Here is a 24,036-nt window from a genome sequence, read left to right on the forward strand (position 1 = left end):
GTCCGGCTGGGGCGGATGCATGACGCCGCAACGCGGCATAACAAGATTTGACAAATGACTTTACAGATTCGTCAACCTGCCGTAGCTTCATTCCATCCAACGGCCACCAACGGCGGCCGCCCAGCTTTTCCACCGGTTAGGACACCCATGAGAACACCCAAGACTCTGGCCACCAGCCTGCTCACCCTGTCGGCTGCCGCGCTGTTGGCTTTGAGCGCCGCGGGGGCAGCCGCGGCATCCCCCAACCCGGCCAAGACGCCGCTTTCTGCCTCCGATGTCGCAAGCCACACCGTTACTGAAGCGGGCGCGGCCGATTACTGGACCTCGGAGCGCATGCGAAATGCCGTCCCCGGTGATGTCCTGGCGGCCAAGGCGATGGCGCGGGGCGGCAAGTCCTCGAAGTCCGGGTCGGCGCTGCTGGAGGGCGCCGCCCCGAGCAAGGTCGAGGCGGCCGCACCGACGCAGCAACCCCGGACCCAGTCCCCGACCCAGTCCCCGACGATCCAGACGAAGGCGAATGCGAGCGAGTCCCCCGTCCCGCACATCGGCAAAGTGTTCTTCACCCTCGGCGGAACCAACTACGTCTGCTCCGGCAACTCGGTCTCCTCCGGCAACAAGAGCACGGTCTCCACGGCCGGGCACTGCGTGAACGAGGGCCCCGGCGCCTTTGCCACCAAGTTCACTTTCGTGCCGGCGTACCTCAACGGCGCGGCCCCCTACGGCAAGTGGACGGCCAAGGCCCTCTACACCACCACCCAGTGGAGCTCCGCGGGCGATATGACCTACGACACCGCCTTCGCCGTGATGTCCACACTCAACGGCCAGTATCTGAGCGACGTCGTTGGCGGTTCCGGGGTACAGTTCAACGCCGCCCGCGGCCTGAGCTACAAGTCATTCGGTTACCCTGCCGCTACGCCATTCAACGGCGAATCCCTCAAGAGCTGCTCCGGCACCGCGACCAACGACCCCTACAACCCGCAGTTCAACACCCAGGGCATCCCGTGCAACATGACCGGCGGATCCTCGGGCGGCCCGTGGTTCATCGGTACCAGCTCCTCCGGGTACCAGAACTCAATCAACAGCTACGGTTACGGCAGCAACTCCACCAAGATGTACGGCCCATACTGGGGCAGCGTCATCCAACAGGCCTACACCACGGCGGCCGCTTCCTAGCCCAGCCCGCGGACGTGTCCCCCCTGAGGCACGTCCGCCGGTCCGCCCCGGGGCCCCAACAACGAGCATGGTCCTCGAACCAGCCTCCTTGCCTGGGCCTGAGCCACTGCTCTCTGGACATGCCCTCCCCCAATGCCAAGGCCCGGACATATCCCCCATATGTCCGGGCGTTGGCCTGAAAAATGGGCATGTCCCGTCCAGACGCGTCGCCGGCCCAGGCCTCGGCCTGAAGAATGGGCATGTTCCCGCGCTACTGCCGTCGGCCTCCAGATAGGCCTTTGGTCCCGGGACATGCCCTCCTCTCACGCCGAGGCTTGGACATATTGCCCATATGTCCAGGTCTCGGACTGAAGAACGGGCATGTTCCCCGCGAGGGGCCCGGCAGCGCATCCCTCGCCACCAAGAATGGGCATGTTCCCCACGCTGGCCCGGCAGCACATCCTGCACCACGAAGAATGGGCACGTTCCCCACGCCGGCCCGGCAGCACATCCCTTGCCACGAAGAATGGGCATGTCCCGACGGCCGGGCAGCCGTTCAGGCCGCCGGTCGTCCCCTGGGAACAAAGAATGGACATGTCCTCGGGGCAAGTGCGGACATGTCCATTCTTTGGAGAGCTCTTTGCTGCGGTGCTTCTGCGGCACCGACCGGCAGGCCTAGTGGAACCTAGTGGAAGAAGTGGCGTGCTCCGGTGAAGTACATCGTGATGCCGGCTGCGTTCGCCGCGGCGATGACTTCCTCGTCCCGGACGGAGCCGCCGGGCTGCACCACGGCACGCACGCCGGCGTCGACCAGGATCTGCAGGCCGTCGGCGAACGGGAAGAACGCGTCCGACGCCGCCACCGCACCGCGGGCACGCTCGGGTGCTTCGCTGGCGTCGGTGCCGGCCGCGCCGCCGGGAGCATCGCTCCCAACAGCACTGTCGGACTCCACCGTGACTCCGAGCGTGTTGGCGCGCTCGACGGCAAGCTTGCAGGAATCGAGCCGGTTGACCTGGCCCATGCCGATGCCGACCGCCGCGCCGTTGTCCGCGAGCAGGATGGCGTTGGACTTGGCCGCACGGCAGGCGGTCCAGGCGAACGCGAGGTCCGCCAGGGTGGCGGCGTCGGCGGCGGCGCCCGCGGCGAGGGTCCAGTTGGCGGGGTTGTCGCCGTCGGCATCGACCTTGTCCGTGGCCTGGACCAACATGCCGCCGGACACCTGTCGGAACTCGGTCGGGTAGCGGCCGTATCCCTCGGGCAGGGCCAGGAGGCGGATGTTCTTCTTCTTAGACAGGATCTCCACGGCCTCGTCGTCGAAGCCCGGCGCGATGACGACCTCCGTGAAGATGCCCGCCACGGTCTGGGCCATGGCGGCCGTGACCGGGCGGTTTGCGGCGATGACGCCGCCGAATGCCGAGACGGGATCGCAGGCGTGGGCCTTGGCATGGGCGTCGGCGATGGGGTCCGCGGCGGAGGCAGAGCCCACAGCCACGCCGCAGGGGTTGGCGTGCTTGATGATGGCGACGGCGGGCTCGGCGAAGTCGAACGCGGCGCGCAGTGCGGCGTCGGCGTCGACGAAGTTGTTGTAGCTCATGGCCTTGCCGTGCAGCTGGTCGGCCTGGGCGATGCCGGCCGGGGCGGCCTTGTCCACGTAGAGCGCGGCCTGCTGGTGCGGGTTTTCGCCGTAGCGGAGCACCTCGGAGCGCTCCAGGGCCAGGCCGGCGTAGGCGGGCCAGTCGATGACGCCGTCGCCGTCCTCGTCCAGGAACTGGCTGGCGGTCCAGGTGGCCACCGCGGTGTCGTAGCTGGCGGTGTGCGCGAACGCCTTGGCGGCGAGCCGGCGCCGGGTCTTCAGGTCAAAGCCGCCCGAGGCCGCTGCTGCCACGACGGAGCCGTAAGATGCGGGGTCCACCACGATCGCGACGGCGGCGTGGTTCTTCGCGGCGGAGCGCACCATAGCGGGGCCGCCGATGTCGATCTGCTCGACGACGTCGTCCTGGGCGGCGCCGGACTTAACGGTCTCGACGAAGGGGTACAGGTTGACGACGACGAGGTCGAACGGCTCGATCTCCATGTCCACCAGCGTCTGCATGTGCGCCGGGACGCGGCGGTCGGCGAGGATGCCTCCGTGCACGCGCGGGTGCAGGGTCTTGACGCGGCCATCCAGCATCTCCGGGGAACCGGTGACTTCTTCGACTTCCTGCACGGGGATGCCCGCGGCGGCAATCTTCTTGGCCGTGGAGCCGGTGGAGACGATCTTGACGCCGGCTGCATGCAGGCCCTGCGCGAGCTCCTCCAGACCGGTCTTGTCGTAGACCGAGATCAGTGCCCGGCGGATGGGCACTCGGTCGATGGATACACGGTCAAGCTGCGTGAAGCTCACAAAAGTCTCCGTCTTATATCGCGGCGGGGCCGCGGGTGGTGGGGATGCGGCCAGTTTATCGCGTCGGCGCGCCGGCCCCTCCCGCGCGCCGGAGTGTGAAGCACACCCGGGCCGCGGCCGGGCCACGTAGAGTTTTCACAGGAGGCCAAGATGAACACGTACACCACTGTGCCCAGCGGCGAACAGGTGGTCCAGGAACTGCCGTGGCGGTGGAAGGTCCAAGGCCGGATTTTCCTGATCGGCGGACTGGGCTTCATGTTCGATGCCTGGGACGTCACCCTCAACGGCATCCTCATTCCGTTGCTGTCCAAGCACTGGTCGCTGAGCCCGGGCGATGCCGCCTGGATCGGCACCGCGAACCTGATCGGCATGGCCCTGGGCGCCTTCGTGTGGGGCACCGTCGCGGACACCATCGGGCGCAAAAAGGCCTTCACCGCGACACTGCTGATCTTTTCCATCTTCACGGTGTTCGGCGCCTTCGCCCCGGACTTCGTCTGGTTCTGTGTGTTCCGGTTCGTGGCCGGGTTCGGCCTGGGCGGCTGCATCCCGGTGGACTATGCCCTCGTGGGCGAGTTCACCCCCCGCAGGCAGCGCGGCCGCGTCTTGACGGCAATGGACGGCTGGTGGCCGGTCGGGGCCGCCCTCTGCGGTTTCGTCTCCGCCGGACTGATCGCCGCCTTCGCGGACTGGCGCCTGACCATGCTGGTCATGGTGCTCCCGGCGCTGCTGGTCTTCTGGATTCGCCGCAGCGTGCCGGAATCCCCGCTGTTCCTGATCCGCAAGGGCCGCCGCGACGAGGCCGCAAAGGTGATCGACAGCCTGGTCGACGCCACCGGCGCCGAACCGCGCGCCTACAGCCTGCCCGAGGCCCAGGACGCACCCCGGCTCTCCCCCGGCAGTGCCTGGACGCAGTTGCGTGCGCTCTGGCAGTTCAACTGGAAAATTACGACGGCGGCATGGGCCCTGTTCTTCAGCATCCTGCTGGTGTACTACCTGTCGCTGACCTGGATGCCGCGGATCCTGATCGGCGCCGGCTTCGAGGAGTACAAGGCCTTCCTCACGACGGCGTCCATGGCCGCCGTCGGGCTCCTCGGCGTGGTGGTGGCAGCCCTGCTGGTGGAACGGGTGGGCCGCAAGTGGATTCTGGCCATCACCGGCCCGCTGTCGGCCCTGACCCTGGTCATTGTGGCGATCGTGGTGGACATCCCGACGGCCGCCGTGTTCTGGCTCCTGGTCTTCGGCTTCGTGGTGCAGGTGGCCATTCCGGTGCTCTACGCCTACGTTTCCGAGCTCTACCCCACGGAGCTGCGAAGTTCCGGCTTCGGCTGGGCATCGACGTTTTCCCGGCTCGGCGCCGGCTTCGGCCCGCTGATCTTTGCCGCCGTCCTCTGGCCAGAACTGGGCCTCGCGACGTCGTTCGCGCTGGCCGGCGGGCTGGTGCTGCTCTCCGTGCTGTGGATGGCCTTCTTCGCCCCCGAAACCAAGCAGCGCCGGCTCGAGTAGGCCCCTCCCCCTCGATGCGCTATCACTTGTGGTGGTTCACAGCGCTCCAGAACCACCACAACTGATAGCGCAACGGGGAAATCAGGCGGGCTCGGGCGCGCGCTGGGCTGCGGCGAGGGAGGCCAGCGTGGATACCAGGAGCCGGCGCTCCACAACCTTGATGCGCTCGTGCAGGGAGTCCTCGGATTCGCCGTCCGCGATCGCCACGGCCTCCTGCGCAATGATGGGGCCGGTGTCCACCCCGGCGTCGGCCCAGTGCACCGTGCAGCCGGTGACCTTCACGCCGTAGGCCAGGGCATCCCGGACCCCGTGGGCGCCGGGGAAGGACGGCAGCAGGGCCGGGTGCGTGTTGAGGTATTTGCCGCCGAACGCGTCGATGAAGTCGGCGCTGACAATCCGCATGAAGCCCGAGGAAACCACCACATCCGGGTTGAATCCGGCCACGGTTTCGGTCAGCGTGGCGTTCCAGGCGGCCCGGTCCGGGTAGGCCTTGAAGTCCACCACAAACGTGGGAATGCCGGCGGCGGCGGAGCGCTCCACCCCGAAGGTCCCGGGCCGGTCGGCGCCGACGGCGGCGATCTCGACGTCGAGCGTGCCGGACGCCACGGCGTCGATCACCGCCTGGAGATTGGAGCCGGTGCCGGAAACTAGGACAACTATGCGCATGGTCCTAGCTTATGGGGCCGCTCGCGTAGGCTGGAAAACATGAATTCCCCCACGGACTCCGGCGGCGGCGAGCCTGACCGGCATCCGCGCGGCACGACCGGCAAGGCCTCCCCGCAGCTGACCCACACCCTGTTCCGGCTGTTTGTCGTCGCGGTCCTGGCCTCGTTCTTCGTCTTCCAGCTCGACGTCGGCTACCTGTGGCTGACCGCCCTCCTCACCGTGGCCGGGATGGTGCTGGGCATCATGCTGCTGATCCGGGCGGTGAAATACAAGGCACCGCGGCTGGTCCTGTACGGCACGCTGTCCGGGCTGGTGGTCTCAGCGGTGATGCTGCTGGTGATCCTGGCCTCGTCACTGTTCTTCAACCAGATCCGCGACTACCAGCAGTGCGTCCGCCACGCCCTGACCCAGCAGGCCACGTCGGCATGCCAGACTCAGCTCCAGAACTCCCTGCCCACGCAGCTGCGCTAGTCCAACAGCCGCGTTAGTCCAACAGCCGCGTTAGCGGCTGTTGTTGACCGCTTCGAGGTCCGCCTCGCGCAGCTTCTGCTGGCGTTCCAGCCAGGGGCCGGCCGCGTAGCCGATCACGACGCCGATCCCCACCTCCGCCGCCACGAACAGTGCCGTGCGGAGCGGGTCGGGGCCGATCTGCGTCAGCCTCCCGATCCCGGCCGAACCGCGGGCAAGCCAGGCGAGGCCCGCCGCGAGCAGCCCCGCGATGGAGCCGATCACCGCACCCAGCACGAGGGTGGACGCCGCGGCCGTGAACCAGCGGGCCCGGATCTTGATGGACAGCCATTCGTCGAAGTGGTTCTCGCCTTCGCGCAGGAACCACCAGCCGGCCAGCGCCCCGGCGAGCGCCGGCACCACGAGGGCCACGAAACCGAAGCCGAGCGAGCCGGACGGCAGCGCGGCCAACACGGGAATGGACGGCAGCGGCCCGACGGCGGTCCCCAGCGGGCCGGCCACCGAACCGACGCCCAGGTCGAACCCCGCACCGGAGATCCAGGCCAGGGCAAACACTAGAAGGTTGGGCAGGAAGCCCAGCTGCACAATGGTGAGGACACCGCCGCCCATGGCGCCGGCGTCGAGCCCTTCATAGACGGCGACTATAAGGTTCCAGTGGATGAAGAGGTCGACGGCGAGCAGCGCCGCGGACATCGCCAGGCTCGCCACCAGCGCCACCCAGCCGGCCTTGATGGCCGAGCCCAGGTAGGAGCCGGCCCAGCGCGAATGCTGGCTGGTCTTCGACAGCCAGGCCACAGCATCGACGCCGATCAGCCGGCTCCAGGATCCGGCCTCACGGCGCGCACCCACCACCATGCCGAGCCCGAACGGGATGAGCGGAATGAACGCGGCGGACCAGAGGCCGATGCCGACGTCGGACGTGCGGCACACGAAGCCCGTGGCCAGGCCGAAGCCGGCGTACGCCAGCCACGATCCCAGCAGCGGCTGCCAGAGCTGGTCGGTGTAGGAGGCGCGGGCGAGCTGGCGTCCCGCACGCCAGGCCAGCAGGAACGGGATGAGGGCCAGCCCCAGGGGAATGAGTGAGAGCGTCCCGGATTCCGGCTGCGCAGCGGACCCGGCGCCGGCGGTGTCCAGCAGCAGGGGCACGCCGTGGATCAGCAGCCAGGCCTGGCCGGCCAGGCGCGCCAGGACATCGAGCCCGTTGTTGTGGAATCCCGCCGTGGCCCAGACTGCGACGATCGGCACGGCCACGGCGAGGGCGGAGATGACGGCGGCCTGGGCGGACTCGAGGGCGCCCTGCAGCCACAGGGGCATGGGAAGGCCACGTTGTCCGGTCTGATCAGCGCGCAGTTTCATCGAGATCCATGGTGCCATGTGCCCGGCATCCCGCCGGTTTCCGACAGGCACAACGCGCGGATCCGCGAAATCCGGCTATTCCGCCCCCGGCGGCCGGCCTCACCGCTACCCAGCCCGCCGGAGCTTTTTCCATACCCCGGTCGTAAAATTAAATGTCCGCATTCAGTGGTTGGAGGCAGAACATGACTACCGCATCCCCCCATGCACACGGCGTTCATTTTGGTCGGACAGATGTACAGAACGTTGGCATGGGTGTAGGTATCGTCCTTATCATCGTGGGCATCCTCGGGTTCATCCCCGGCATCACCACGAACTACAGCGAGCTAAGGTTCTTCGGGCCTGATTCCCAGGCTCTGTTCCTGAACCTGTTCCAGGTATCGATGTTGCTGAACATTGTTCAGGTCGCGATCGGCGCGGCTGGTCTGAGCATGTCCCGTACCGCCCTGGGCGCCCGGAACTTCCTCATGGGCTCCGGCCTGCTGTACATCATCCTTAGCATTTACGGGCTCATCGTCGGTGTGGATTCGGCGGCCAACTTCCTGTCGCTGAATACCGCAGACAACTGGGCGTTCATGATCATGGGCATTGTCATGGCCGGCGCGGGCTGGCTGATGACAAGGCACCTAGAAGACTCAGAGACCCGGTCATCAACCCCCGGGACATAGGGAGCCGCGAATGAGTAACGTTTCATAGCATTCTGAAAATTCGTACTACCTGCTGGTGCAGTGGTTTAGCGGCAACGCGGCGGCTGCACCAGCTTTCCTTTTGCCCGGCGTCCGCGCTGGACTTCTTCACGTGGGGCAAGACCGTCTACACGGGTGTGTAGTCTTCCATGACGTACGTGATCGCGCAGCCCTGCGTGGATGTGAAGGACAAGGCCTGCATCGACGAATGCCCGGTGGACTGCATCTACGAGGGCGAACGCTCGCTCTACATCCACCCGGCCGAGTGCGTGGACTGCGGCGCCTGCGATCCGGTAGGCCCGGTCGAGGCCATCTACTACTCGGACGACGTCCCGGACGAATGGGCTGACTACGTGCGCGCCAACGTGGAGTTCTTCGACGAGCTCGGCTCGCCGCAGGGCGCCTCCGCCCTGGGAAACTTGCCCCGCGACCATCCCGTAGTAGTGGGGGCGCCGCCGGCCGTCTGATCACACTTCCTTTGGCCCTTGACGGCGGGTGGCCAGCTGAGGACTATCTCAAGGGTCAGGATTGTGCGCGGCCAGAAGGAGGGTTGGCCGGGGGCATCCTGCTCCCCGACTGCCTGCCCCAGCTGCAAGAAGGAACCGCCATGTCGGTGGCCTGGATCCGCGCCTCAACCCTCCGCTTCACGGCCGCAGTTGCCGCCGTCGTACTCACTGCGGCCCTGGGCGGATGCAGTCCCGGGCCGCGACCGCCGGCGCAGCCGCCGTCGTCCGAGCCCGGTTACCGGACCCAGCTGGAAGAGTTCAGCAGGAGAATGCTCGACGACGGCGCCCCCGCGGTACTCATCCAGGTCCGGGTCGGCGGGGACGAATGGTCCTTAGCCCACGGGGTGCGCGATCTGGAAAGCCGTTCCGGCGCCGACGTAACGGACCCCGTCCATATCGGGGGCATCACCAAGTCCATGGTGGCGGTGTCGGTGCTCAAACTCGTGGAGGAAGGCCGGCTCCAGCTGGAGGCGCCGGTCAGCACCTACCTGCCGGAGTTTGACCGGGTCATGCACCCGCCCGGACCTGTGACCGTCCGCCAGTTGCTGCAGCACCGCTCCGGCATGCCCTCGGTCAACGGGCCCCTGTTCGATCCTGCCACCGTGCGGCAGGCCCTGACCACCAGGGTAAGCCTGGCCGAGCTGCTGGCCATGGCGGGCCGGATATCCTGGCAGGCGAAGCTGGCCCAGGGATTTGCGTACTCCAACTCGAACTACATTGCCCTGGCCCTGATCGTCGAACGCCTGCGGGGCCGGCCGATCGGAGAGGTGATCCGCGCCGACATCATTGAGCCGCTCGGATTGACCAGGACCCTGATGACGGCGGCCGGGCCCCGGCCGCCGGATTTGGTCCACGGCTACATCACCTTGGACAACAAACGACTCGACGTCAGCTACCCGGCGGCCCAAATCGACAACGCCGCCGTCGGCATGGTGTCCTCCGTGGCGGACGTGAACGCTTTCTACCGCGCCTTGCTGCAGAACCGGCTGCTCAAGCCTGACACGATCACGCAGATGGAAAGCCCGCTCTACGCCAGGTACGCGCTCGGCATCGTCCGCTGGAACGACCTCTGCACCAACGACTTCTACTACGGTCATCCCGGCGAGGTGCCCGGCTATGGCACCATCTCCATGTCCAGCGCCGACGGCAGCCGGCAGCTCACCATTGCCGTGGCCTACCCGCCGGAACCGCTGGAGGTCCAGACCACCCGCATCCTGCTGGCAATGCAAGCCGTCGCAGAGGACACCCTCAACGCCACCTGCCCAGCCGGGTCGACGCAGCTTGTACAGGCCGCGGACCGGGCGGGCTGAAGGTGCGGAGTGCTAGAGGCGCACTTGGGAGTACGGCAGGCTTGGGAGGTTGCCCGCCGTCCAGGGCCGTTCCGTGGGCTCGAGCGGAATCCGCCCGTGCCCGTCCCGCCAGATGAGGACAAACGTGCCAACGATCGCCAGCAGTGAGACTGCGGCGAAGAAGAGCAAGAAGACGACGATGGGGTCGATGGATCCAAGCATTTCCCGAACACCTCTAACTCCAATTTTACCGCCGCAGGGTTCTCTTGGCCCCGCGGAACAGCGCCTCGGCACCGCGCGAAAGTCCGGGATTGCACCCCCGATGCCAGCGAGCCAAAACGCCAGACACACGGCCTCGCGGACACTGGGAGAATGGGCACATGACAGCCATCATCCTCGTCTGGAACCCCGACGAATGGAACGAGTGGACCTACCCGGCAGTCCTGGAAGAAGTCGCCGAAAAAGGCTGGTACTTGGCCAGCTGGGAGATCAGCGACCAGGCCGCGGGCGGCCAGGACGCTGGCCATCAGACCCCGGGCGGCCAGAGCGCCGGCAACCCGGCCGCTGCCTCCGGCGCGGAGGCGTGGCTCGTGCTCCAGGGCCGCCACGGGCGCGGGCTGATCGGTCACGGCGTGATCGTCTCGGAGCGACCGGCGCCCCGGTGGCAAACACCCACCGCGCAAGCACCAAGCCCCCAAACACCCACCGCGCAAGCACCAAGCCCGCAAACACCCGGCGCGCAAGCACCGGCGACCCAGGACGCTGGGAGCCACGTGCCGCCGGGTGCCCCGCTGTACGTCCGCGTAGCCTTCGATGCCCTCCTGCGGACCGGCGACCAGATCCCGCCCGGCGTCCTGACGGAGGCCGTGCCCGGCATCGGCTGGGAGGCGCTGCACGGCTCCGGGCTGGCGATTGACCCGGCCGACGAAGCGCTCCTGCGGGGGCTCTGGAGCGAATTCGGCCCGCAGCCGGCTGACCCCACCCAGCCGGTGCCCGGCACCGTCCCGGCGGCAGAGGTCAGCCGGGTTGAGGTGAACCGGTATGAGCACAGTCCGGACGCGCGGCGGATCTGCATTGCCCATCACGGGACCAGTTGTGCCGCGTGCGGGTTCTCGTTTGAAATCGCCTACGGGGACCTCGGCAGGGACTTCATTCCGGTCCATCATCTGGTCCCGGTGTCGCAGCTGGACAGCAACTACGTGCTCGATCCCGTCACGGATCTGGTGCCGCTGTGCGCCAACTGCCACGCCATGGCGCACCACGCCGTCGGGACGCCGCGCAGCGTCGCCGAGTTGCGCCGGATCATGGCCGCCGCGGGGTTCCTGGCCGGACAGGAGGTCACCCCGGAGCAGCTCCAGGCCCAGCGGGACGCCAGGCGGATCCTTAACCAGCAGTAAAAAGCTCCACAGCACGACAGGCAGTCACAGGCCTAATGTAGTCACGGCAGCCAGGTCGTCAGGCAGAAAATACCTCGCGGAACTTGCCGCTGCGGTCGGGCCGGGGCGGTTCATCCGAAAACCGGACGTCGACGCCGTCGGCGCCCTGGGCTGCCAAGAACGCACTGAGACGTTCCGTCACTGCAGCCCGCACTGCCGCCGTCGAGGCATCCGGCCAAAGCTCGAGCCGCACGGTCAGCTCCCGCATCCCCGTGCGGATCGCCTGGAACCTGCGGACGCCGGCGGTCTCCTCGATCACCGTCCCGAGCGCCAGCGGCAGCACCGTCACCACGGCCCCGGCGGCGGCACCAAAGGTTAAGACGTCACCGCTGCGGCCTTCGACTCGAAGCGCGGGAAACGGGCTGCCGCAAGCACACGGGGATGCCGCAAACTGCACGCGGTCGCCCAGGTTGTACCGGATAAGGGGCTGGACCCGGTTGGCCAGGTTGGTGACCAGCACCGTATGGGAGAGTTCCCCGGCCGGGACGGGACGGAAGTTCTCGTCCACCGGCTCCACGATGTGCCAGTCGGCGTTGACGTGGAACTGCCCCTGTGGGCACTGGCAGGTCAGCGCCGGCGCCTCCGAGGCAAGGTAGCGCACAGTGGCGCGGCAGCCGAGGGCCGCTTCGATCGCCGTCCCGTTATCGTCCGTCAAGGCCTCCCCCGAAGCGGCCGCCAGGACGGGCTGGATCCTGAGCCGTCCCGACTTTTGTTCCGCAGCCAGTTGCACCATGGCACTCGGATAGCCGTAGAGCACGGTCGGTTGGAACGCGTTGAGCTCGGCCACGAGTTCCGGGATCGGCCGGAGCACAGAGAACACCCGGACGCGGCGGGCGATCTGCGGACTGCGGCGCCGCGCCGTTTCAGTCAGCACGACGCCGGCAAAGTGGTCCCCGTCTGCGATCAGCGCCGCGGCCCGCAGTCCCTGGCGCAGGAAAGCCCGCGCTTCCGCAGCCGTCAGCAGGGTCCGCCGTGCGCGGATCGGAGCCAGGAGGTTCGCGACCTGCAACGAGTTCCGGTCATGGACCAGGACGGCCGGCTCCCCCGTGGACCCCGACGTCGTCATCACGAGGTACTGCCCGCGGTAGAAGCCGCCCACGTGCGCGGTGTCCCCGAGGAGGTCTTCCTTCAGTCCGGCGAGCGTAATGTGCGGATCGGTCACCCAGTCATCGAAGTTCGCCATGAGCTCGCGCTTGCCCACCGGAGGCAGCTCCCCCAAAACCGTGGCCAGATCCGTCACCGGGTCCGTTACCGTCTCCGGGATGTCCCGGTAGAGCCTGCGGTAGAAGGGCGAGGCGGACCGCGCGTGCTCAACCAGCGCCGCGAGCCGGTCCCGTTGCCGGCGGGCGATCGCGTTTTGACTGGAACGCTCCGCCCGCCAGATGTCCCACGCGGTCCCGGTCAGCTGTTTCAACCGAGGCGGAGAGTCCCGCATCGCCCACCAACCTTTCAGCAACGCGGGGTCAGATCGCGCCCATCCAGCGCTCCGGAATGGGCGCGTAATGACCCCGCGTTGCTATTCACGGGCGCCGTCGTCGGGCTGCCCGCCCTTCCGCGGCGGCACCACTTCCGCGCTGGCACCTCTTGCGCGCTGGCAAGGTCAGCCGCGCTCGCACGCCCTCCCACGTTGGCACGCCGGCGGCCGCCCCGACAGGGGCTTTCGGCACCCGGGCAGGCCCGGCATCGGCGAATTGCTGGACTTCCAAGCATGTAGGACCCCAGACTGTGTACAACGGTTGCCTGGTGGTGTTCCAATTCCCGCCTCCGGTCCGGCCGGGGACTGCCAGCAGCATCGTTTGGGGCTTTGCTTAATACCTTTTCCACCGCCGTGAAAGGACCTGGTTAATGCCGGACTTGTCAGCTTTCTATCCGCTCATCTCGATCGTCCTGGGGGCCGCCGTCGTCGTCGGCGTCATCTGGGTGGCAACGAAGCTGATGTGGAAGGTGGCTGAACCGAACGAGGCCCTGATCATCTCCGGCCTGACCCGCGGCACGCTGGAGACCCGGGAGGGAATGGACTTCAAGATTGTCACCGGCAAGGGAGCGCTGGTGCTGCCCGGTCTCCAGACCGTGCGGCCGCTGTCCCTGACGCTGAATGAAACCGAACTCAAGGTCTCCTGCGTGACCTCCCAGGGCATCCAGGTGATCGTCGAGGGCGTGGTGATCTATAAGATCGGGGACGCCCCGCCCTTCATTGCCAACGCGGCGCGGCGGTTCCTTGGCCAGCAGCCCAAGATGCAAAGCCAGGTCTACAACGTCTTCGAGGGCCACCTTCGCTCGATCATCGGCAGCATGACGGTCGAGGAAATCATCCGCGAGCGCGACAAGCTGGCCTCCCAGGTCCGCAGCGCCAGCGGCGTCGAGATGGAGAAGCTGGGGCTGGTGGTCGACTCGCTGCAGATCAAGGACCTCCAGGACCCCACGGGCTACATCCAGAACATCGCCAAGCCGCACATTGCCCTGGTCAAGATGGAGGCCCGCATCGCCGAGGCCACCCGGAACCGGGAGGCTGCGGAAAAGGAAGCCGAAGCGGAGGCGCTGATCGCCGACGCAAAGAGCGTGTCCGCGATCCGGCAGTCCGTGGCGCAGGCCAATGCCGAACGTGCCAAGGCGAACGCCGCCCAGGCCGGGCCGCTGGCCGATGCCTCGGCCCGGCAGCAAGTGGTGGTCCAGGAAACCGAGGTGGCCAAGCTCGAGGCCGACCGGGAAGAACAAAAGCTCCAGACCACCGTCCGCAAACCCGCCGACGCCCGGGCCTACGCCAAGCGCACCGATGCCGAGGGCCAGAAATCCGCGGACATCAGCGCCGCGGAAGCCTTGGCCCGGCGCACGGAACTCGAGGCCCAGGCCAACGCGCGGCGCACGGAGGTGCAGGCCCAGGCCAACGCGACGGCGGCAGCGGCGGCCGCAGGGGCCACCCGGCTCACCGGCGAAGCCGAGGCTGCCGCCACCAAGGCCCGCGGTGATGCTGCCGCCTCTGCCATCAAGGCCAAAGCGTTGGCCGAGGCGGAAGGCATCGCGGCCCGTGCCGAAGCGCTAGCAACCAACCAGGACGCGGTCATCTCCCAGCAGCTTGCCGAGAACATGCCGGCCATCGTGGCGGCGGCGGCCGAGCCGTTCGGGCACGTCGGCCAAATGACCGTCCTGAACGGCGGGGAGGGAGTCAACCAGATGATCGGCGGGATTTTGGCACAGGTGGGCGACTACCTTCCGGCGCTCTCCACCGCGCTGAAGAACGGCAGGGCCGGCAAACGGGATGCGAAGGCACCGGAGGCGTAGGGCCGCCATGCGCCCGCAAGACCGGGGAAACAAATGCGCCGGATACTGATGTGCTGGGATTTTGATGCATAGGGATGTTGACCGGAGCCTGACCGGCAAGATCGGGCGCGTCACCGGACGGATCGGTCCGGGCACCATCGGGGAGGTCATGCTGCCCTTCCGCGGCGGAACCAGCGCGTTCCATGCGCACCCGTTCGACAAGAACAGTGTCTTCGCCGTGGGCGAGCAGGTCCTGGTCATCTACTATGAACCGCCCCAAACCGTGTTCGTGGACGAACTCCCGGACGTGCTGAAGGCCGACTGACCGCCTCTGGACGCTAGGAACCGACGGGCGTATTCTGAAGTTCCGTAGCCTCTGGAGGGATTTCAGTTGGAAGGCAATATGCGCGCGCGTGGCGGTCCGGCTGCGAAGCCACCGAAAAATCTCGGCCCGGTCGGGAACTGGCCCGATCCGCTGTAGGCCGTCAATTTCGGCCATGTCGCCTGTCCTTGCGCTGAAGCGAGGCCCGGTACTGACGTTTCCCCCTGCTTTCCCGAATACTCCTGGCCCGGTTGTTTGCGCCGCTGGCTGCTCCGCCCTGACTCCCGTTCGGTCCTAAGCTCCCGTTCGGTCCTAAGCTCCCGTTCGGTCCTAAGCTCCCGTTCGGTCCTAAGCTCCCGTTCGGTCCTAAGCTCCCATTCGGTCCTAAGCTCCCATTCGGTCCTGAGCGCGCCCACCTGTTAACCCACTCTTCCCCTCCCGGCCACGCCCGCTCCCCGCGCACCTGATGGGCGACGACGCCAAGCGGCGCGCCTTCGCGGCGGCAGCACACGCCTCGGTCCAGGGCAGGACGTGGTCCGCGCTCCGGGCCGAACTCGTCGCCCACTACCAGGCCGTGACCGCGGAGCCCGCGATGGGCCACTCCCCCCTCGTTGCCCTATCACTTATGGCGGCCAAACCGGGGCTTTAAGCACCATAGGTGATAGGGCAACCGGGGGCGGGACCCGCCCCGGCCTCGTGGTGACCTCCAAGGGTCCTCGGGGCGCCTATGATTTCCCGGTGGGAGGTTCTAAGTGACTGGTTGGTCTCAGATGTACACGGCGTTGGGCGCGTGAGCACGCCGTCGTCCCCGGAGGGAGTCCCGGGCCCGGCAGCGGGCACGGTCCTCAGCTACAGCGAACTGGTGGAATCCAGCCCCGATGCCCTGCTGGTGGTGGCCGAGGACGGCACCATCAGAATGGTCAATGCCGCCGCGGAGCGCATGTTCGGGTACCTCCGTGACGAGCTCGTGGGCTCCGACCACCGCCTGCTGCTGGCCGAGGGATTCCAGAACGGGCTCCAGGGGCTGTTCTTCAACCTCCGCCGCGACGCAGCCCACCCGCAGGTGCACACACCTGCAACTCTCGACGATGACGCTGCCGCCGCTGGGACGGACACCGCTCCCGTGGAGGCCTACGGGCGGCGGCGGGACGGCACGGAGTTCCAGGCCGAAGTGGCCGGCGCCCTCCTCGTCACCGGTGCAGTCACCGGTGCAGGCAGCGGTTATGGCACCGCCAGTATGCTCGCCGCAATCCGGGACACCTCACACCGGCCGGCAACCGATGACGGCCTCCGCGCGGCCATGTCGCTGCTGAGCGCGACGCTCGAATCCACGGCGGACGGCATTCTGGTGGTCAGCAGCGCTGGTGAGATCGCCGGCGTCAACAACCAGTTCGTCTCCATGTGGGGCATCCCGCGGGAGCTGCTGGCCCGCCGGGACGATGCGGCCATCATGGCCTTTGTCCTGGATCAACTGCAGGATCCGGCCCGGTTCGTCGAAAAGGTCGAGGCCCTGTACGCCGATCCCGGAGCGGAAAGCCGTGATGCCCTGCACTTCCGCGACGGCCGGACGTTTGAACGTTACTCCCGTCCGCAGAAGGTCGCTGACGAGGTGGTCGGACGGGTGTGGAGCTTCAGGGATGTGACCGCGGCGAAGGTGGCCCAGGACCGGATTTCCAAGGCCATGGCGGACCTCGCCGAGCAGTCCGCCCAGCTCAAGGCGCTGGCTTTCCAGGACGGCTTAACCGGGCTGTCCAACCGCCAGCTGTTCAGCGACCGCCTCGCCGCTGCCCTCGCGGAACCGAGCGGCACCGCCGTCGACGTCCTGCTCCTGGACCTGGACGACTTCAAGGAGGTCAATGACATCCTTGGCCACCACGCCGGCGACCAGATGCTGATCGAGGTAGGGCGGCGGCTGCGCACGTGCGTCCGGCCCGGCGATGTCGTGGCCCGGCTGGGCGGGGACGAGTTCGTGGTGCTGCTGATCGGCTCGCTGGACCCCGACGCCGTCGCCGCCCGGATCGTCGACTCGCTGCGGGTTCCGGTGTGGATCGACGGCACCATGCTCCGGCCCAGCCTCAGCCTGGGACTCGCGTCGATCAGCGAGGACGCCGTGGACGCCTCCGAGCTCCTGCGGCGGGCCGACGTCGCGATGTATGCGGCCAAGGCCGCCGGCAAGAACCGGTACCTGCGCTTCCGTCCCGAAATGATGGAGGCCCTCGTGGACCGCAACAACCTGGAGGCTGGGCTGCGGCTGGCCGTGGACAACGGGCAGATCGCCGTGCACTACCAGCCGATCGTGTCCACGGCGCTCGGGAAGGTGGTCAAGGTCGAGGCCCTGGCGCGCTGGATCCGCGACGGCGCCCTCGTGCCCCCGAAACACTTCATTCCGGCCGCCGAACGCAGCGGCCTCATTGTCGAGATCGGCACCGAGGTCCTCCTGCGCGGCTGCACCGAGCTCAAGGCCTGGCTGCAGGAGGACGCCTCGCGGTCCCTGGCCGTGAACGTCTCCGGCGTCCAGCTCCAGCACGGGGATTTCGCCGAGCTGGTCCTGGCGGTGACGGAATCCTGCGGCGTGGACCCGCGGCAGCTGGTCCTGGAGGTCACCGAGAGCGTGTTCTTCGACGACGACTGCCACGTGATCAAGCAGCTCGTCAGCCTGCGCACGGCCGGCGTCCGGGTGGCCCTCGATGACTTCGGCACCGGATACTCCTCCCTCGGACGCCTCCAGGACCTGCCGGTGGACACGCTGAAAATCGACCAGTCGTTCGTGGCGATGATCAACACCGGCACGGAACAGCTGCCCATCCTGAGCGCCATGATCGACATGGCCCACGGACTGGGGCTGACCGTCACCGCCGAAGGCGTGGAAACTGCGGCGCAGGCCGGCCACCTCATGGACCTGAACTGCGATTCGCTGCAGGGTTTCCTGTTTGCCCGCCCCCAGCCGGAGACCGGACTGCAGCCGGCGCTGGATCAGGCGGCCCGGGCCATCAGCACGCTGCGGGGCGATCGGGTGCCCGGCAACCGGTGACTCGGCAAGTTCGGGGCCGATGTGCTGGACTGGGGCCCGAAGGACCCTATGATTCAGGAAACGCATTGCCGCGGCGTGTCAGCCGGCACTGCCGCACTGTCAACATTCCGTCGCTCTGGGGGCCGCAATAGTCGTGGGAACTGGGTTTGGTGAGGCCCTGCTGGAACAGGGTCCTGATGCACTTCTGCTGCTGACCTCGGACGGAACCATCGCCTTCGTCAATTCGGCCGCGGAACAGCTGTTCGGCTACCCCCGGGAAGAGCTCCTCGGCGTGCAGCACACCGTCCTGTTGTCGGAGGGGGAACGCGGCGGCTTCCTGCGGGTTTTTGGCCGGCTGGGCCGCAACAGCCGGGCCGGCAGCCGGCCGTTCCCCGCCGTCGGACGGCGCCGCGACGGTTCCGAGGCCGCCGTCGAGATCACGTGCTCGCTGGTGACACTCGACGCCGGCACGGCCATGGCGGTAGCCGTCCGGGACGCGGCGCACCGCACTGACTCGGACTCCGGGCGCCGGCTGGCCCTCTCCCTTCTGGACGCCACCCTGGAAACGACGTCGGACGGGATCGTGATGGTCTCGACCGAGGGGCACATCACGGGGATCAACGACCAGTTCCTCAAGCTGTGGTGCATGCCGCCGGAACTGATCGCTTCGGAGGACCCCACCGCGCTGGCCCGGTTCATCGCGGAACAACTGGCCGACCCGGACTACTTCCTGCAGAAGGTTTCGGCGCTTTACGCGGACACGGAACTGCAAAGCCACGACGTTCTGGAGTTCGCCGACGGCCGCACCGTGGAACTCTACTCCCGGCCGCAGAAGGTGGCAGACACGGTCGTGGGGCGCATCTGGAACTTCCGCGATACCACCTCCCGCCGTCGCGCCCAGGACCAGGCCCGCCGCGCCATGGAGGAACTGGCCGAGCAGGCGGACAAGCTTAAGGAACTGGCCTTCCAGGACCCGCTCACCGGACTGGCCAACCGGATGCTGTTCAATCAACGGGCAGCCGCCGCCCTCCTCACGCCGGAGCCCGTGCACGTGCTGCTTCTGGATCTGGACGACTTCAAGGAAGTCAACGACGTCCTGGGCCACCATGCCGGTGACCAGATGCTCGTCGAGGTCTCCCGCCGGCTGCGGAACTGCGTGGGCCCGCACGGCACCGTTGCCCGGCTGGGCGGGGACGAATTCGTGGTCCTGCTGGTCGGCTGCCGGGACGCCGACGGCGTGGCCCAGCGGGTGGTCAGCACCCTGAACGCCCCGGTCTCCATCGAGGGGACGCTCATGCGGCCGGGCCTGAGCCTGGGTGTGGCATCGCGCGACGCCGGAACGCAGACGTCCTCCGAGCTGCTGCGCCGGGCGGACTTGGCCATGTACGCCGCCAAGGAGGCCGGCAAGAACTGCTATGTGCACTTCCAACCTGAGATGCTGGCCGCGCTGCTGGAACGTACCCAGCTGACGGCCGGGCTGCGGCGGGCGGTGGAGCTGGGGCAGATCGCGGTCCACTACCAGCCCGTCATCTCCAGCGACCGGCTCGACGTGGTGCAGTTCGAGGCCCTGGCCCGGTGGGAGTGGAAAGGCACGGTGATCCCGCCTAACGATTTCATCCAGACGGCCGAACGCAGCGGCCTGATCCGGGAGATCGGGGCCGAGGTGCTGCGGCGCAGCTGCACCGAGCTCGCGCCCTGGCTTTCCGAGGATCCGTTCCGGAGCGTTGCCGTCAACGTTTCCGGTGTCCAGCTGCAGCATCAGGACTTCGCGGAGCGCGTCCTGGACATCGCGGCCTGGAGCGGCGTGGACCCGCGCCAGCTGGTGCTCGAAGTGACCGAGAGTGTCTTCTTCGATGCCCACTCCCACGTCATCGGCCAGCTCGAAACCCTGCGCGAGGCCGGCATCCGGGTGGCGCTGGACGATTTCGGGACGGGCTATTCCTCACTGGGCCGGCTGCAGGACCTGCCGGTGGACGTGGTGAAGATCGACAAGTCCTTTGTGTCCATGCTGCGCACCGGCGTCGAAAAGCTGCCGATCCTGACCTCGATGATCCACATGGCCCGCAGCCTGGGGCTGAAGGTCACGGCCGAGGGCATCGAGACGCCGGCCCAGGCCCGCTATCTCATGGACCACGGCTGCGATGCGCTGCAGGGCTTCCTCTTCTCCCCTCCGGAACCCGCGGAAGCCCGGCAGCAGGCCGTCCTCAACTCGGTGGCGGCCATCGCGGAACTGGAGGGCGTCCCGCTGCAGGGATAGCTTCCGCCTCGCTTCCCGCCTCAGTTCCCGTTTCGACACATTCGGGTGCGGCATGATGCCCATCACGGTCGGCGGGCCCGCACCACATATGATGCAGGGAGCGCAGCGGACTGTGTTCTCCATAGGGGTTCTCCACAGAGCGGCTGCACTCCGTATTCGTCGCCTGGGGGGCTGTCAAAATCGTGGAAGCTGGATTCGCACAATTATTGCTGGAGCACAGTCCTGACGCACTGCTGCTGGTCGGTCCAGACGGGTCCATTTCCTTCCTCAATACGGCTGCAGAGCGGCTCTTCGGCTACTCCAGCGCGCAACTCCTGGGCGCGGGCCACAGCATGCTCCTGGCGGAGTCCTCCCGGGAGGAATTCCACCGCGTGCTCGCCGGCCTGGGTGCTGCCGGCCTGGGCGCTCCCGGCCTGGGCACGGTTGCAGGCGCCCGCCGTCCCGGCCCCCACGCCCCGTTCGCCGGCACCGGCCGGAGGGCCGACGGCACCGAACTTCCCGTCGAAATCACGTGCTCGCTGGCACCCGCACCGGCAGGCGCGGCCGACGCCGGAACCTCCGTGGTGCTCTCGGTCCGGGACGCCGGCCACCGGAATGCCCGCCCGGCTGCAGACCGCAGTGCAGACCGCAGTTCAGACGGCAAGGATCACCGCGACGTCCGCCCCGTGCCCGCCGGCGCCGGTTTCTTCCCCGCTGCCGGCGGCGCCGGCCAACCCCTCGGCGGCGACATTCTCCGCCGTCGTACGCCTGGTGCCCCGGCTACGCCGCTTGCGGCGGGTGCCGCTCCCGCGGCGTTCACCGGGCACGACGACGAACTCAAGGCCGTCTCCCTCCGCGACCCCCTGACCGCGCTGCCCAACGGCCCGTTCTTCAACGAGCGGCTCGCCGCGGCCCTGCGCCGACCGGATCCGGTGGACATCCTGCTGCTGAACATCGATGACTTCAAGCACCTCAACGACATGCTGGGACGCTCCGCGGCCGATGAGCTGCTGGTGGAGGTGGCGAGCAGGCTGCGCAACTGCGTCCGCCCGCATGACACCGTTGCCCGGCTGGGCGGCGACGAGTTCGCGGTGCTGCTGACCGAATGCCTGAACGCGGATGCGGTGGCCAGGCGCATCTCGCAGGCCCTCTACGAACCCCTGCGTGTCGGCGGGACCATGGTCCGGCCCGGCGTGAGCATGGGCCTGGCGTCCAAGTCCGCGCACACGCTGGACGGCGCGGAACTGCTGCGGCAGGCCGATGCCGCCATGACCGCGGCCAAGGCGGCCGGTAAGAACCAGTGGCTGCGGTTCCGGCCGGAAATGCTGAACACCGCGGCGCACAAGGCCGACGGCGAAACCGGGCTCCGGCGCGCCGTCGAACTGGGCCAGATCTCGGTGCACTACCAGCCCGTGGTGTCCCCGGGCGTCGGCTCGGTGGTGCAGTTCGAGGCGTTCGCACGCTGGGAACGGCACGGCCGGCTGGTCCCGCCCAACCAGTTCCTGCCGGTGGCCGAGCAGAGCGGCCTGATCCGCGAGATCGGCGACGAAGTCCTGCGCCGCGCCTGCGCCGAGATCCGGCCCTGGCTGGCCGGCGACACCGCCTACAGCGTGGCCGTGAACATCTCGGGCCTGCAGTTCCAGCACCGCGACTTCGCCGCGGACGTCCTCGCGATCGCGGCCTCCACCGGCGTAGCCCCGCACCAACTGACGCTTGAGCTGACCGAAAGCGTGTTCTTCGACGCCTCCTCCGACGTGCTGGGCCAGCTGCGGCTGCTGCGGGAGGCCGGCGTCCGGATTGCCATGGACGACTTCGGCACCGGGTATTCCACCCTCGGCCGGCTCCAGGAACTGCCGCTGGACAAGGTCAAGATCGACCGTTCCTTCGTCGCCATGATCAAGACCGGCCAGGAACAGCTGCCGTTCTTCACCACCATGATCAACGCCGCGCACGCCCTGGGCCTAAAGGTCACGGCCGAGGGCATAGAGACCGCGGAGCAAGCCAAGTACCTGATGGAACGCGGCTGCGATTCCCTGCAGGGCTACCTGTTCGCCAAGCCCGCCCCTGCCAGCGAGCTCGCGGGCACCATGGAGAGCGCCCTAAACGCCCTGGACAAGGTCGACGCCGGGCGGTAGCCGTGGGTCGGCGCTGGCAGCCCCAGCTGGGCACCAGGTCGCCGGCTAGGCCGGGGCGTCAGCTAGCCGGTGGCCGGCGTCCGTAAGCGCCCGGGCATGTACATCGGCTCCACGGATTCCCGGCCAAGCACGCCGGGGTCCCGGCTGCGAGCCAGGACCCCGACATGCCACTCACCTCAGCGCTTTTCGCAGGCGATGCCGTCGTTGTCGCGGTCGAGGTCGTATTCGCGATAGTGCCGCGCGCCGCCTTCGTGCCCACGTTTTGGCTGTTCAGGGGCTGAATCACCGCTGCGAAACGGACTATCAGGCGCTTTGGTCCAACTTGTCGAGGTCTTGGGCCACCATCGCCTCGCTGCGCTGCCACAGCGCCTTGGCGAGGCCCGCGTTGTAGGCCTGCCGGTTGGCCTTGGCGAGCCTCCGTTTGGCGTAGTAGGCGCCGGAGACCCAGTCGTGGCCCGCGGTGGCGTTGGCGAGCCACACGAGGGTGTCCGCGCCCTCCTCCGGGGTCTTCATGAAGCGCTTGAGGAACGACTTGTACGCCAAGCGCATGTTGCTCGTGGAGTCGGCCGCGAAGTTAGTGGCCACGCCGCCGGGGTGGAACGCCGCCGTCGTGATTCCCTCGGTGTTGTAGCGGTTGTGGAGTTCGGCGGTGAAGAGGATGTTGGCTAGCTTGGCGTTGCCGTAGGCGCGGTTGGTGGAGTAGCTCCGGGCCGCGTCGAGGTCATCGATGTCCAGGTTGCCGAAGATCGAATTGGCGACGCTTGAGGTGTTGATGACGGTGGCCTGGCTGGCGGTGAGGACGTCGATCAGCTCGGTGGTGAGCAGGAAGGGGGCCAGGTGGTTGACCTGGAAGGTCTTCTCGTGGCCGTCTACAGTGAGCTCGCGGGGTCCCATGATGCCGCCGGCGTTGTTCGCCAGGACATCGATCCGCGGGTACTTTTCCTTCAGCTGCGCGGCCAGCGTGCGCACCTGGGCAAGCTCGGCGAAGTCGCTGACGAAGTAGTCGGCGCCGATCTCGTTCGCGACCTTCTCAGTCTTCTCGGCGGAACGCCCGACGACGATCACCCTCTCCCCCTGCTTCGCGAAGGTCCGCGCGGCGGAGGCGCCGATCCCGTCGCTGGCTCCGGTGATGACGATGGTGCGCTCAGTCATTGAGTGTCCTTAGAACGAAAGCGGTGGGCTGGCTTTTGGAATCCAGTCCCGTCGAATTCTAACGAGCACAACCAGGAGTTCGTTCCGCCTGGGCCGGTGTCCTAATAACTCTGTTAAATTCGGTTAAATGCGGGAGGACCCCAACCTGGTGGTTGGGGTCCTCGACCTGAATGGTGTTCCGGCGGTGACCTACTCTCCCACACCCTCCCGGGTGCAGTACCATCGGCGCTGCGGGTCTTAGCTTCCGGGTTCGGAATGGGACCGGGCGTTTCCCCCGCGCTATGACCGCCGTAACCCTTGCTCCGCACCCGTCCGCGCCTGGGCGTGGGGGTGGGAAATCTGTGGTGTTACAACACGTTATTCGGTTGTGGTTTGGTTCCTGTGCAACAGTGCCCTTGTGGGGGGTTTGTTGTTTGGGAACCACATAGTGGACGCAAGCAGTCTTGTTTCTTTGTACCCGCCCCGGGTGCGAACGGCTTTT

At 67.5% G+C, this 24,036-nt stretch carries 18 protein-coding genes, 1 rRNA gene and 2 pseudogenes; 13 read left to right on the forward strand and 8 right to left on the reverse strand.

Annotated elements, in window-relative coordinates; all coding sequences use genetic code 11:
• Positions 1 to 147: 147 nt before the first annotated feature.
• Complete coding sequence (locus BM372_RS15285; RefSeq protein ID WP_090956300.1) at positions 148 to 1,173, forward strand: trypsin-like serine peptidase; 1,026 nt, start codon at positions 148 to 150, stop codon at positions 1,171 to 1,173.
• A 664-nt stretch (positions 1,174 to 1,837) separates the two neighbouring features.
• Here the strand turns inward: BM372_RS15285 and purH are convergent.
• A complete protein-coding gene (gene purH / locus BM372_RS15290; protein ID WP_090956301.1) occupies positions 1,838 to 3,535 on the reverse strand; it encodes a bifunctional phosphoribosylaminoimidazolecarboxamide formyltransferase/IMP cyclohydrolase in 1,698 nt (565 codons plus the stop codon).
• Positions 3,536 to 3,685: 150 nt separating this feature from the next.
• On the opposite strand from purH, the gene BM372_RS15295 reads away from it, so the two are divergent.
• Positions 3,686 to 5,038 (forward strand): MFS transporter, encoded by a 1,353-nt coding sequence (locus tag BM372_RS15295; RefSeq protein WP_090956302.1) that lies wholly within the window; start codon positions 3,686 to 3,688, stop codon positions 5,036 to 5,038.
• An 81-nt stretch (positions 5,039 to 5,119) separates the two neighbouring features.
• On the opposite strand, the gene purN is transcribed toward BM372_RS15295, so the two are convergent.
• Positions 5,120 to 5,704 carry a phosphoribosylglycinamide formyltransferase gene (gene purN / locus BM372_RS15300; protein ID WP_090956303.1) on the reverse strand — a complete coding sequence of 195 codons (585 nt, stop codon included), beginning with the start codon at positions 5,702 to 5,704 and terminating at the stop codon, positions 5,120 to 5,122.
• Between the two features lie 39 nt (positions 5,705 to 5,743).
• On the opposite strand from purN, the gene BM372_RS15305 reads away from it, so the two are divergent.
• Positions 5,744 to 6,175 (forward strand): hypothetical protein, encoded by a 432-nt coding sequence (locus tag BM372_RS15305; protein ID WP_090956304.1) that lies wholly within the window; start codon positions 5,744 to 5,746, stop codon positions 6,173 to 6,175.
• 30 nt (positions 6,176 to 6,205) lie between these two features.
• Here BM372_RS15305 and BM372_RS15310 read toward each other — a convergent pair whose 3' ends face one another.
• Positions 6,206 to 7,528, reverse strand: a complete 1,323-nt coding sequence (locus tag BM372_RS15310; RefSeq protein ID WP_090956305.1) for a cell division protein PerM — start codon at positions 7,526 to 7,528, stop codon at positions 6,206 to 6,208.
• 248 nt (positions 7,529 to 7,776) lie between these two features.
• Here BM372_RS15310 and BM372_RS15315 point away from each other — a divergent pair, with 248 nt between their 5' ends.
• The 3 genes from BM372_RS15315 (at position 7,777) to BM372_RS15325 (ending at position 10,027) form a co-directional block, all read left to right on the forward strand.
• Positions 7,777 to 8,193, forward strand: a complete 417-nt coding sequence (locus BM372_RS15315) for a DUF4383 domain-containing protein (protein ID WP_256214299.1) — start codon at positions 7,777 to 7,779, stop codon at positions 8,191 to 8,193.
• A 167-nt stretch (positions 8,194 to 8,360) separates the two neighbouring features.
• Positions 8,361 to 8,678, forward strand: coding sequence for a ferredoxin (gene fdxA / locus BM372_RS15320; protein ID WP_090956307.1), 318 nt, complete (start codon positions 8,361 to 8,363; stop codon positions 8,676 to 8,678).
• Between the two features lie 140 nt (positions 8,679 to 8,818).
• Positions 8,819 to 10,027 (forward strand): serine hydrolase domain-containing protein, encoded by a 1,209-nt coding sequence (locus tag BM372_RS15325; RefSeq protein WP_090956338.1) that lies wholly within the window; start codon positions 8,819 to 8,821, stop codon positions 10,025 to 10,027.
• Between the two features lie 12 nt (positions 10,028 to 10,039).
• On the opposite strand, the gene BM372_RS15330 is transcribed toward BM372_RS15325, so the two are convergent.
• Positions 10,040 to 10,228, reverse strand: a complete 189-nt coding sequence (locus tag BM372_RS15330; protein WP_090956308.1) for a hypothetical protein — start codon at positions 10,226 to 10,228, stop codon at positions 10,040 to 10,042.
• 158 nt (positions 10,229 to 10,386) lie between these two features.
• On the opposite strand from BM372_RS15330, the gene BM372_RS15335 reads away from it, so the two are divergent.
• A complete protein-coding gene (locus BM372_RS15335) occupies positions 10,387 to 11,403 on the forward strand; it encodes an HNH endonuclease (RefSeq protein ID WP_090956309.1) in 1,017 nt (338 codons plus the stop codon).
• A gap of 58 nt (positions 11,404 to 11,461) precedes the next feature.
• Here BM372_RS15335 and BM372_RS15340 read toward each other — a convergent pair whose 3' ends face one another.
• A complete protein-coding gene (locus BM372_RS15340) occupies positions 11,462 to 12,877 on the reverse strand; it encodes a phenylacetate--CoA ligase family protein (protein WP_256214300.1) in 1,416 nt (471 codons plus the stop codon).
• 410 nt (positions 12,878 to 13,287) lie between these two features.
• On the opposite strand from BM372_RS15340, the gene BM372_RS15345 reads away from it, so the two are divergent.
• From BM372_RS15345 to BM372_RS15370, 6 genes and pseudogenes are all read left to right on the forward strand, one after another.
• Complete coding sequence (locus BM372_RS15345; RefSeq protein ID WP_090956311.1) at positions 13,288 to 14,721, forward strand: flotillin family protein; 1,434 nt, start codon at positions 13,288 to 13,290, stop codon at positions 14,719 to 14,721.
• A 64-nt stretch (positions 14,722 to 14,785) separates the two neighbouring features.
• On the forward strand, positions 14,786 to 15,025 hold the full coding sequence (locus tag BM372_RS15350; protein ID WP_090956312.1) for a hypothetical protein: 240 nt from the start codon (positions 14,786 to 14,788) through the stop codon (positions 15,023 to 15,025).
• A gap of 460 nt (positions 15,026 to 15,485) precedes the next feature.
• Positions 15,486 to 15,671, forward strand: a pseudogene (locus tag BM372_RS21095) (alpha-mannosyltransferase); the annotation flags it as partial.
• Between the two features lie 141 nt (positions 15,672 to 15,812).
• Entirely contained in the window at positions 15,813 to 18,053 is a 2,241-nt protein-coding gene (locus BM372_RS15360) for an EAL domain-containing protein (protein WP_371261752.1), read from the forward strand.
• A 133-nt stretch (positions 18,054 to 18,186) separates the two neighbouring features.
• Entirely contained in the window at positions 18,187 to 20,289 is a 2,103-nt protein-coding gene (locus tag BM372_RS15365; protein ID WP_256214301.1) for a putative bifunctional diguanylate cyclase/phosphodiesterase, read from the forward strand.
• 182 nt (positions 20,290 to 20,471) lie between these two features.
• Positions 20,472 to 22,403, forward strand: a complete 1,932-nt coding sequence (locus tag BM372_RS15370; RefSeq protein ID WP_090956315.1) for a putative bifunctional diguanylate cyclase/phosphodiesterase — start codon at positions 20,472 to 20,474, stop codon at positions 22,401 to 22,403.
• A gap of 176 nt (positions 22,404 to 22,579) precedes the next feature.
• Here the strand turns inward: BM372_RS15370 and BM372_RS21100 are convergent.
• The 3 genes and pseudogenes from BM372_RS21100 to rrf form a co-directional block, all read right to left on the reverse strand.
• Positions 22,580 to 22,624, reverse strand: a pseudogene (locus BM372_RS21100) (excalibur calcium-binding domain-containing protein); the annotation flags it as partial.
• Positions 22,625 to 22,706: 82 nt separating this feature from the next.
• Positions 22,707 to 23,555: an SDR family NAD(P)-dependent oxidoreductase gene (locus BM372_RS15380; protein WP_090956316.1), complete on the reverse strand. Its 849-nt coding sequence runs from the start codon at positions 23,553 to 23,555 to the stop codon at positions 22,707 to 22,709.
• 176 nt (positions 23,556 to 23,731) lie between these two features.
• A 5S ribosomal RNA gene (gene rrf, locus BM372_RS15385) occupies positions 23,732 to 23,848 on the reverse strand.
• Positions 23,849 to 24,036 lie beyond the last annotated feature (188 nt).

Source organism: Arthrobacter sp. ov118 (genome assembly GCF_900116495.1).
GTDB lineage: Bacteria > Actinomycetota > Actinomycetes > Actinomycetales > Micrococcaceae > Arthrobacter.